Annotated in this window: 7 protein-coding genes; 1 reads left to right on the top strand and 6 read right to left on the bottom strand. The window is 58.5% G+C overall.

The genetic code is table 11. The features are described from left to right. Window positions 1–5: 5 nt before the first annotated feature. The 3 genes from KDN35_RS18890 to KDN35_RS18900 are packed head-to-tail and all read right to left on the bottom strand — an operon-like array spanning window position 6 to window position 3,163. Entirely contained in the window at window positions 6–1,442 is a 1,437-nt protein-coding gene (locus KDN35_RS18890) for a bifunctional metallophosphatase/5'-nucleotidase (RefSeq protein ID WP_212133605.1), read from the bottom strand. A gap of 22 nt (window positions 1,443–1,464) precedes the next feature. Beyond that, the gene (locus tag KDN35_RS18895; protein WP_171566884.1) at window positions 1,465–2,289 is read right to left on the bottom strand and encodes a sulfite exporter TauE/SafE family protein; all 825 of its coding nucleotides are present in this window, start codon (window positions 2,287–2,289) and stop codon (window positions 1,465–1,467) included. A gap of 22 nt (window positions 2,290–2,311) precedes the next feature. Then, window positions 2,312–3,163, bottom strand: a complete 852-nt coding sequence (locus KDN35_RS18900) for a DUF72 domain-containing protein (protein ID WP_171566883.1) — start codon at window positions 3,161–3,163, stop codon at window positions 2,312–2,314. Window positions 3,164–3,411: 248 nt separating this feature from the next. Here KDN35_RS18900 and KDN35_RS18905 point away from each other — a divergent pair, with 248 nt between their 5' ends. Further along, a complete protein-coding gene (locus KDN35_RS18905) occupies window positions 3,412–3,903 on the top strand; it encodes a M67 family metallopeptidase (protein WP_212133607.1) in 492 nt (163 codons plus the stop codon). A 30-nt stretch (window positions 3,904–3,933) separates the two neighbouring features. Here KDN35_RS18905 and KDN35_RS18910 read toward each other — a convergent pair whose 3' ends face one another. The 3 genes from KDN35_RS18910 to KDN35_RS18920 form a co-directional block, all read right to left on the bottom strand. Next, a complete protein-coding gene (locus tag KDN35_RS18910) occupies window positions 3,934–5,133 on the bottom strand; it encodes a Ger(x)C family spore germination protein (protein WP_212133609.1) in 1,200 nt (399 codons plus the stop codon). Then, window positions 5,130–6,260 (bottom strand): GerAB/ArcD/ProY family transporter, encoded by a 1,131-nt coding sequence (locus KDN35_RS18915; RefSeq protein WP_349291005.1) that lies wholly within the window; start codon window positions 6,258–6,260, stop codon window positions 5,130–5,132. The genes KDN35_RS18910 and KDN35_RS18915 overlap by 4 nt, the downstream gene beginning before the upstream one ends. 34 nt (window positions 6,261–6,294) lie before the next feature. Next, window positions 6,295–6,820 (bottom strand): spore germination protein (locus KDN35_RS18920; RefSeq protein WP_212133612.1); only part of this gene is annotated, 526 nt, incomplete at its 5' end.

A 6,820-nucleotide genomic window follows, 5' to 3' on the forward strand; every position in this document is an offset into this window, starting at 1 on the left:
TTCCGTCAGATGGTCACGGGCAGCCAGCGCGGTTCAAAGCCGGCGCGAACCAGTACGTCATCCCCCAGCGTCACCGCGAGGATGTCTCGTAAAAGCTCCGGGAGGTAAAACCGAATCTCGCCGCCGTCGGCCAGTTCCGGGAACAGGCGGCTGAACATGAACATATCCACAGTGCCTACCCGGTACGACCGCCCGAGATCAAGCGGCTCACCGTTCACTTCGACCCGCTCGATGTCCGGCTGCTCACCCGGGCGATACCACACCCGCAGGCCGTCCACGCCCATCCAGCCGATCTGGTTGCCCCGGAAGCCATAACCGCGCAGTTCCCGCTGCACCATTTCCGGCTGGACAGCCCGCTTCAGCACGCTCAGCAGCTGCTCCCCCGTCAGCGTGACGGCACAGGGATTGATCGGATGCGGCACGCAGGTCAACAGGTCTTTGTACGACACCGGGCCGTGCTTCAGCGTCGTAAGCAGCAGCCCGCCGTTGGCCAGACCCACCTCCGCTCCGGTCCACTTGCGCAGGCTGGCGGCCAACACCGAGCCAAACGGCGTTTCGTTTGTCCATCCGATGTCCAGATCGGTCGAGAGAGAAACCGCCGGACGATCCAGCAGGGTTTCCGCCGCCAGTGTTTCCCGCCGCAAGTAGTCGTCCAGCTCCGGTTCGGGCTGATAGTCGTTCGTGCGAAACAGCTCGGCGCTCAGACCGCTTACCTGTTTGGCCGCCGCATCCCAGGTCAGACGCACGTGTCCGACCAGCTCGCCATATCTGCCCGCCTGGGCGATCAACGTGCGGCCGATGCGCTCGCCATGCTCCAGTATATGATGGGTGTGGCCGCCGAGGATCACGTCCAGTCCATCCACCTCCCGGGCCAACTGGCAGTCCGCCTGATAGCCCAAATGGGACAGGAGCACGATTACGTCCACCTGAGGACGAAGCATGGCGACCTGCTCGCGGATCAGCGGCAGCGGCTCGCGCAGGTCCCACCCCATCATCCGGTAAAACGGGACAAACGGGATCGTCACCCCCAGAATCCCCACCCGCAAATCGGGCCAATGATGTACCGCGTACGGCACCGCCCACTGCGGCGTCTGCCCGCTCGCCGGCTCGATCAGATTGCCGGCCACCACTGTAAAGTCGGCGTGTTCGTATAAGGCGTCCAGTTTTTCTTTGGGGAAGGTAATCCCCTCGTTGTTGCCGATCGTCACGTACTGGTACCCGCTCCGGTTCAACACCCCGACGTTGGCCCGCCCCCACGTCGCTTCCGTTTTGAGGCTCATGCGGTCCACGTGGTCGCCGATGTCGACGGTCAGCACCCGCTCACCCTGCGCTTCCCACCTCTGCCGGTTCTGGCGCAGGCAGGAGGCGATCTGCGGCATGTTGGAAAAGTTGCTGTGCACGTCGTTGGTGTGCAGAATGTGCAAGGTACAAGTGTCCGCCACAGCTCTCCCCTCCCTCTCGCTACTACTTCCAGATCGCATCGCCAATCATCTGGATTCCCACTGCCAGGATCAGAACCCTTAGCAGCAGCACAATCGTTTTGCCTTTCAAGCGAGCGGCCACGGCCGCCCCCAGATTGCCGCCAATCCAGGCGCCCGGCGCCAACATGGCGGCGTACAGCCAGTGCACGTGATCATGCAGGATGTTGGTCGCGGAACCAACAGCGGCGGAGAACAGAATAACCAGCATCGACGTGGCGGTCGCAATGTGCGGCGGAAAGCGGAACAACACGATCATCGCCGGCACCATCAGCAGGCCCCCGCCCACGCCAAACAGCGACGAGACAACGCCGACCATAAAGGCCACTGTCACGGCTGCCCACCGCTTGTACCCGTACTCGTACTCGACGCCGTCGGGATCGACGAAGCGGCGCTTTACATCCCATGACAGGTTCCGCGGCTTGATTTTGTCCTTGACCATCATCAGGGCAAACATGCCAAATTGAAACAGTCCGAACAACAGTGAAAACGTCTTTACTGGAAGTAGTGTATTCAGGTACACGCCTGCGACAGCACCAGGGGCGCTGCCCAAAAAAAAGAGCAGGGCAGTCTGCACGTCCGCCTTTTTCTGCCTGATGTAAGAAATCGACGACGAGAGCGCAGTCACTCCGATGACCAACAGAGACGTGCCCGCCGCCACCTGCGGGCTGACGGAGCCCGGTTCGTAGGCGTTGGCAAAGTAAAGCAGCGCCGGCACAAAAAACATCCCGCCGCCCAATCCGGCGATGCTGCCTATCATTCCGGCCCCCAGTCCCACGACGAGAAACAAAGCTGCCATAGCGAAAACCATCTGCAAACCTTCTTTCGTACTGTTAGAACAGCTCCAGTTGACGCGGATTCAGACCCGTCGGCCGGACATCCAGCATCTCCATGAACTGCTTGGCGTTGCCGGCCGCGTGCCCTCCCGAGTTGTTGTTAAACAGGATGCACACCTCGGCTGCCTCCCGGGCCACTTCCTGAACGCGCGGCACCCATTCCGCCAGTTCCGCTTCGCTGTACTGATAGAGATAGCGGACATCCCGCCAGTTTTGCCCCTCGCCCGGATTGTTCCAGCCGGAGACGTTACGCCCGTGAAAGCGGATCAGCACCAGCTTGGGATCGGTCACGGCGACGACGACAGGGACGCAGCTGCTGCCCGCCTGCGGCTCGTCGCAGATGACGTGGACCGCCCCGATGGTTCTGAGAAAATCCAGAGTCTTTTCACGGTAGCGCGGCTCAAACCAACTGCGGTGGCGGAATTCCACGGCAAACGGATACGTATCCAGCGCCTGTCGGCAGGCCTGGACATACTGCACGTGCTCCCGTGTACAGTCAAACCAGGGGGGATATTGAAACAGCAGCGCTTTCAGCTTGCCCGCCGCCACCAGCGGCTGGATGCTCTCCTCAAACTGGCGAAACAGTTCCCGCCGATCCAGGGGCGCTTCACTTCGTTGGTGGCCGGTCATTGCCTGGTGCGGCTTGACGATGAAGCCAAAGCAGTCCGGTGTTTCACGCACCCATGTCTCGTAATTGCGCTGCGGCAATATGGCATAAAAAGAACTGTCCAGTTCCACGATGGGGAAATGGCCTGCATAGACGGACAGCTTGTCCCGGCTGCGCGTCCCCGGGGGATACAAGTCGTAGTGGTCTCCCCAGCCGCACACTCCCACTTGGATCGAATTCATTCAACACAAACCTCCAACCCCAATGGAGGGAAGAAATGACCAACTGTCTGCGTAACCGGCCCCTGCCTGTACATTCATCTACATTCATGGCGGGACCCCTTTGCGATTAAGCATACCAAACTATGCCTGGAGCGAAAAGTGGCGAATGCCTCCCCGGTTGCCCGCCAGACGGCCCATGGTACAATCATCGTATCGAGTCATGTTTGCTCCTGCAAATTTCGCCACATTCCTAGACGGAGGAAAGCCGCATGTACGACGATCTGATCGGCCGTCCTTTTGCGAGTCAAAACCAGGGTTTGTCTTTTGACCGGCACACAGCCAAACGCCTCCTGGCCGAAGCACAGGAGGCGCTGCCGTATGAGTATTCCGCGCTGCTGACAGGACACGGCTCCATGGTAACCGGTTATTTGGCGATGCGCTCATCCAGCCACGGCAGAAACTCGTTTTCGTGGGACGCCCCTTCCTTTTTTCAGGCGCTTGCCAGCGTGCGGAAGGCAGGCGTGCAGTGGGTCGGCATCCTGCACAGCCATCCGACGAGCCCGCCCGTTCCCTCTGAAGCGGATCAAATCGGCTGGCACTATCCCCAGCTGGCCTATTGGATTCTCAGCTTTGCGGGGGGAATGCCCGACCTGCGGCTGTACCAGTGGTCAGACGGTCGTTTTGTCGAGCGCCCTTACACGCTTGCGGACATTGCCGGGAGCGTCGGGTCCACGGGAGACATGCCGCCGCGCAGTGATTGAATAGCGAGCCTCGCCTGATGGAGCAGGTGATCACGGATTCACTTTAAGACTCGGGGTTTCGAGCGAACTGCCGATCGTCCGGATCCTCAGCTTGACGTTTACATCGACGACCATCTGTTCCATAAAGGTTTTGGGGTCGTTCCGAATCGCCTTGTACAGGTCCGGATAGTTCTTCAACCGGGTGGTCAGCCGGAACACGTCCACTTTGTACTTGTCTTTCAGCTTGTTGGCCGTCGTGATCAATCGTTTTTTCAACTCGGCGCCGTACAATCGTTCAGCCTTTCGGATCTGTTCCTGTTTGTCAAAGGAAGCGCCCAGACATTGGTATTCGATCAGCTCCGTCTGGAGGCTGAGCTTAAACGTTACGTGCGGCCGGCCATTTCGCATGGCAGGCTCGATTCTGCTTCTCCCCGCCAAGACCTGAAGCCCCGTTTTTTTGCCTCCGGAACACGGGAAGGACAGAAGCCCCCGTTCAATTTCATTCTGCAATAGGGACAGGTCCTGCATTTGATCCGTTGACAGGGTGCCCACCATTTTTTGGCGGTCAAATACGGCCGCTTGTTTCATGTTGATATTTTTGTTTTCGTCCAGAGACGCTGTTACCAGGATGAACGGTATGTGTCCCCGAACGCTTTTGGAGACCACCCCCAGGTTGGACTCGGGCATCACCAGCGTCCGCTGTACATTTGCCGCCATCTCCGCCATGTGCAGTGCCGGGCTGGGTTGGGAGATGCTCGGCGTGGTAAAGAACCGGGAAACCGGTCCATCCAGCACAATGATTTCCGTGTGGCGGCGCATCTGGGGCAGACGGGTCAAAAAGTCGTACAGCTCGTTGATGCCGTTTTTCGCCAACGTTTCCCCCACCCCGATGAGCTGCAGGTGAGCCATATTGGGAATGCGATCACTGAGGGACACGATCCGCTCGATTCCTTCCGAAAACGACGGCGTCGTGATGACGATGTTCGTGTAGGCTTTCCGGCTGGTTGCCTGCGTACTGCCCCCCGCTCCCATATTCCCTCCTGCGCCTGCCGGTTCGACCACCTGTACGAGAACCTGGTACATCCGCATCTTTTTGCCTTTGGACGTGGCCGGAGGCAGCTCGTCAACTCCGATGCCGACAATGATCGCGCGCTTCTCCAGCTCCCGGTAATCCCAGCATCCGGCAAGCAGGACGCCGATAAAAAGGATAACCGTGACGGCCGCGAGCCAGTTCCGCCGCCGTTTTGTCATGTCACATCACCGTCCTTGCGGGGAGAAGAGAGATGTCCCAGCCTGCGCCGCACAACAATGCACACCAGCATGATCAAGGGGTACGGAATCGTCAAAAACAATCCCACAAGGCCCACCTTGTCCGACCACGTCTGCATGTCGATAAAATTGTCGGGAATCAGCGACAAGATGAAGACCAGCGGCAGCAAGATCACCATCCACCACCGCAATGCCAGGCGCGGAAACGTGCGATGGAACGAAAACGCACTGCTGAAAAAGAAGCCGAGGTGGGTGGTGTACGCGAGCGGAAGCCACAGGATGATCAGCAACAATTCGGCCCGCTCCACAAACTGGCGCACCACCTCGATCGTCTTTGCCATGGTCACGACGGGAAAGGTCTGGGTCGTGGTCACATCCGGACCAAGGGTCACCAGCGTTCCCAATACGAGAAAGGCGTAAAACAATCCCACCGCGACGATCGCAAACGATGTGCTGGCGAAAGCCTTATCCTTGTGGGTGACGAACGGATAGTACAAAAACAACACTTCAAAGCCGAGGTACGAATAAATCGTCTGGGGGAGAGCCGAAATGATGGGAGTGACGCCCTCCTGGAACGGAATGCGCAGTTCGGCCCAGTCGGCGCGCAGATAGGCCAGCAGAAAAAACATGACAATCAACAACAGCGTGACGGGCAATCCCGATTCGAACATGCGGATGATCGGCATCAGCCCGTTCCATGCGGGGTACACGAGCACCAGCAGCATCGCGGCGATAATGACTTCCACAGGCGTAAACGGCAGCATTTCCTCTCTCACCACTTCGGCCATGACGCGAATGCCGGTCACGGTAAAGAACAGGAAGTACAAGCCCCACAGGATGTTGAACAAGCTGCCGATAATGCTTCCAAACAGCTTGGTATTGTAATCAAACACAGTATCATGCGGAAACATGCGGGCCACCCGGGTGATCAACCACAGCGACAGGATGGCGCACATTCCCGCCAGGATGACAGTCAGCCATGCATCTTCCCGGGCTTTCTCCATCGCGCCTCTGGGCATGATGAGGAACCCCACCCCCACAATAAGGCCGAATGCTAACATGAAAAGTTGAGTCGGACTAATCGCGGGACGCTGTTCCAGTCCTTGCACGCGTGATCATTCCTTTCATGAGGAGATGTTGCCTTCACGTGTTCCGCTTGTCGGGGCGCATCATCGGGGTGTTCTCTCCCTTTTTTGGCTTGCGCGTTTTCAGAAATGCTGGACGCGTATGCAGCTTTTTCATCGGAATGCGAATCAGCATATCCGTCCAGTCGCGCAAACGCAGCGGCGACAGCGGCGCCAGATAGGGAACCCCGAACGAAACCAGCCTGGCCACATGGGCATGGATGAAGAGCAGGCCCAGGATGAATCCGTACGTCCCCAGCAGACTGCTGCAGATCAGCAGAAAGAAACGCAGAATCCGGTGCGTGATGCCGAGATAATACACAGGCGACGTGAAGGAGGAGATCGCGGTCAGTGCGACGATGACAACCGTCACGGGACTGACCAGGTTGGCGTTCACAGCCGCTTCCCCAATGACAAGACCGCCGATGATGCTGACCGCCTGCCCAACCGGTTTGGGCAGCTTGACACCAGCTTCGCGCAAAATCTCGATCATCAGTTCCATGACGAAAATTTCCAGCAGGAAGGGAAACGCCACCTTGACACGC

Origin of the sequence: Brevibacillus sp. NL20B1, assembly GCF_018195675.1 — a bacterium.
Lineage (GTDB): Bacteria > Bacillota > Bacilli > Brevibacillales > Brevibacillaceae > Brevibacillus > Brevibacillus aydinogluensis.